We start from the raw sequence: 3213 nt of genomic DNA, 5'->3' as shown, positions 1-3213 counted from the left end.
AGGCCCAGGAGGATGTGCTCGGTGCCGATGTAGTTGTGGTTGAGCATCCGGGCTTCTTCCTGAGCCAGGACGACAACCCGCCGCGCGCGGTCGGTGAACCTCTCGAACATCGTTAATCGCTCCTCAGAGCGGTCAGGCAGTGAGGGGACGCTCCCCTCGCTGTCCTTCCGCAGCTTAGTCCCGCAAGCGGGGACCGCTCATTCCAACTGCCGACACCGTCCTTGGCCTCCTGACCCCGAACGCCGACATCTGCTCCAACCCGATGGTGCGAGACGATGTTCCCGCAGGCCAGGCACTTACCCCAACCACCGGTACGCCGATGGCGAACGTGAGACGGCCTTGCCTGCGTGTCGCCCCCCTCCCACTAGGGATGTCTTACCCGCAGGCACTGACACTCCATGCCGCGCGCACCGGTTCCCTCCGCTATGGGCGAACATCCTTGCGCCGCCGCCCACTCCCGGACGCCCCCTGTTCGGCGACGGTGCGCACAGCCGGGGATACCCAGCGTAACCTCGCCGGACGGTGCACGGTTGGGCCGCGCATGACACCCGTCGCCCCTCTCCCCCGCCCCGCGGCCGGCCGGGGTGGCGGGCTGCGGCGGTGGTACGAGGACGGGCTCGGCTGGGCCACGGCGCCCGGATCGCCGGTCCGGCTGGTGACGGGCCTGCGCTTCGACGTGCTCGACGTGCCCGCCGAGGCCGGTGCCGCCGCACTGCGGTGCCTGGACCCGCGCTCCCCGGTGGCCCTGCACGGTGGGAGGATGCGGTTCCTGGTCGCCGCGGGCGGCGCGGACGAGCTGCCGGGCCTGCTGGAGTGGCTGGAGTGGGGCGGCCTCGACCTGGACCTCGCGGTCATCGGCGCGGGCGGCCGCATGGAGGCTCCGCCACCCCCGGTGCCCGCGCGCCGGTCCGGTCCGCGGGAGGCCGCCGTGTGGCTGCGGCCCCCCGAGCCGGGCTCCGAGGTGGAGGCGTCGCTGCCGGCACTGTCTGCGCCGGGAGGCGGCGGGGGCGCTGCCGACCTCGTACGACTGGTGGACACGATGGCCAACGAGTGCCATCGGGTCCGGCTGCGGAGGGCGTGCGCTCAGCCGTTGGCCTTCTCGTAGGCCTCGCGAATGGCCGCGGGCACCCGGCCGCGGTCGTTGACGTCGTGGCCGTTCTCCTTCGCCCACGCGCGGATCTGCGCGGTGTCCTGGCTGCCGCCGGAAGCCGCGCGCGTCTTTCCGCGCCCGCCCGAAGCACGGCCTCCGGTACGGCGACCACCCTTCAGATAGGGCTCGAGAAGGCCACGGAGCTTGTCCGCGTTGGCGGTCGTGAGGTCGATCTCGTACGTCTTGCCGTCCAGCGCGAACGTCACGGTCTCGTCCGCCTCGCCGCCGTCGAGGTCGTCGACAAGAAGGACCTGAACCTTCTGTGCCACCGGATTTCCTTTCATCGATAACGTGAGGGCCGAGGGTGTGCGGCCTGAGCCGCTGTTTCACGTCCCCTGTTATATGCAGTACTGCAGTACGTCGGAAAGCAAACCGCTTTTGCTGGAAAAACACAAACCCCCGGCAGAGACCCGCACACCCGGGGAAGACCGGAAACATACGCGTTTCGGACATAGGGAACCTGGGCAACGCGGACTCCCTGGAATACTCCTCGCCGACACATGCCGATCATCATGGCGATCCCGGGCGATCACAGATGCAGAAGCATCCGGCTGTTGCCCAAGGTGTTCGGTTTCACTCGTTCGAGGCCGAGGAACTCGGCCACTCCCTCGTCATAGGAACGCAGCAGCTCCGCGTAGACATCGGTGTCGACCGGCGTCTCGCCGATCTCCACGAAGCCGTGCTTGGCGAAGAAGTCCACTTCGAAGGTGAGGCAGAAAACGCGGCGAACACCCAGCCAGCGCGCGGTGTGCAGCAACTTCTCCAGCAACTGGTGGCCCACCCCCAGGCCCCTGGCCTCGGGATCCACCGCGAGAGTGCGGACTTCCGCGAGGTCCTCCCACATCACGTGCAGGGCCCCGCAGCCCACCACCTGCGCGTTGTCGTCGCGTTCGGCCACCCAGAACTCCTGGATGTCCTCGTAAAGCGTGACGGTCGCTTTGTCGAGCAGGATGCGCCGGCGGACGTACCCGTCAAGCAGACGCCGCACGTGCGGGACATCACCGGTCCTGGCCCGCCGGACCGTGACGGCTTTTGCGGTGACTTCGGGACTCGTCGCTGGCATGAGCGGACGCTATCGCCCGGCCCCGTCCCGCGCGGCGGCGGGGTTCTCGTCACCGCGGGCATCGGAGGGCCCGGATGATTCGTCCGGCGATTCGACACCGCTTTCAGCAGCGGTTTCGGCGGACCCGGGCCCCTGCACGATACGGACGGCATCACTCAGCGCCTGCCGCTGTTCCTCGCTCATCATGCCGAAGAAGGCGACGAGCGCGGCCGCCGGGTTGTCGCTCTGCGACCAGGCCTCGTTCATGAGGGCGGCCGCGTAGGCGGGGCGCGTGGAGACCGCCTCATATCGATAGGCGCGCCCTTCCGCCTCGCGGCGCACCCAGCCCTTCTGATGGAGATTGTCCAGAACGGTCATCACGGTGGTGTATGCGATGGAGCGTTCCTGTTGAAGGTCTTCCAGGACTTCCCGAACGGTCACCGGCCGGTTCCACTTCCACACCCGCGTCATGACCGCGTCTTCGAGTTCTCCCAATGGGCGAGGCACAGCTCAACACCTTAACGGGAGAAAGGTAACAAAAAGGGCGTACGACTCGAAAAGCAGATGAGTCGTACGCCGATGAGCCGTACGTCGTGGGGGGGGTTGCCGCGCGATCCGGCCCCGGCTCCCCCGTGCGGGCCTCAGCCCTTGGCTTCGCCGGTGGTCTGCGGGGCGCTGTCCGCGCGCGCGAGGGCGGCGTCGACGATCGCATCCTCCTTGGCCTTGTTGGCACCCCCCTGGGTCTTCACGATGACCCGGATGACGCCGACGAAGAACACGGCCATCACGGCGGGCGGCACGAGCGCGGAGACGTAGTCCATGCCTTCAGGGTAGCCAGGGGTGCCCGCCGGGCGCCGGTCGGGTGGGTCCGTGTCCGGGTCCGTGTCCGGGGCCGCGTACCGGGCGTCAGCCCGCGACGAGCTGCTGCGGCGGGTCGGCCGGCGGGGCCGGCTTCCGCTTGGGCGGGAACACCTCGCCGGGCGTCGGGACGGGACGGCGGACCGGGCCCGGCGCCGCGGGC

Annotated in this window: 6 protein-coding genes; 1 reads left to right on the top strand and 5 read right to left on the bottom strand. The window is 69.2% G+C overall.

The annotated features are described in order from the left end of the window. Positions 1 to 110 (bottom strand): Clp protease N-terminal domain-containing protein (locus UW392_RS21975; protein WP_146074793.1); only part of this gene is annotated, 110 nt, incomplete at its 3' end. 431 nt (positions 111 to 541) lie between these two features. Here UW392_RS21975 and UW392_RS21970 point away from each other — a divergent pair. Continuing rightward, the gene (locus UW392_RS21970; RefSeq protein ID WP_320776782.1) at positions 542 to 1105 is read left to right on the top strand and encodes an SCO3374 family protein; all 564 of its coding nucleotides are present in this window, start codon (positions 542 to 544) and stop codon (positions 1103 to 1105) included. On the opposite strand, the gene UW392_RS21965 is transcribed toward UW392_RS21970, so the two are convergent. From UW392_RS21965 to UW392_RS21950, 4 genes are all read right to left on the bottom strand, one after another. Next, entirely contained in the window at positions 1084 to 1419 is a 336-nt protein-coding gene (locus tag UW392_RS21965) for an Lsr2 family protein (protein WP_320776781.1), read from the bottom strand. The two genes, UW392_RS21970 and UW392_RS21965, sit on opposite strands and share 22 nt — an antisense overlap. Positions 1420 to 1679: 260 nt before the next feature. Beyond that, positions 1680 to 2213, bottom strand: coding sequence for an amino-acid N-acetyltransferase (locus tag UW392_RS21960; RefSeq protein WP_320776780.1), 534 nt, complete (start codon positions 2211 to 2213; stop codon positions 1680 to 1682). 9 nt (positions 2214 to 2222) lie between these two features. Continuing rightward, positions 2223 to 2663: a BlaI/MecI/CopY family transcriptional regulator gene (locus UW392_RS21955; protein ID WP_414496561.1), complete on the bottom strand. Its 441-nt coding sequence runs from the start codon at positions 2661 to 2663 to the stop codon at positions 2223 to 2225. A 170-nt stretch (positions 2664 to 2833) separates the two neighbouring features. Continuing rightward, positions 2834 to 3013, bottom strand: coding sequence for a hypothetical protein (locus UW392_RS21950; RefSeq protein WP_320776778.1), 180 nt, complete (start codon positions 3011 to 3013; stop codon positions 2834 to 2836). Positions 3014 to 3213: the final 200 nt, after the last annotated feature.

Source organism: Streptomyces sp. CRN 30 (assembly GCF_034105845.1).
Note: the sequence above shows the minus strand (reverse complement) of the source record. Positions and strands in the feature narration are given on the sequence as shown.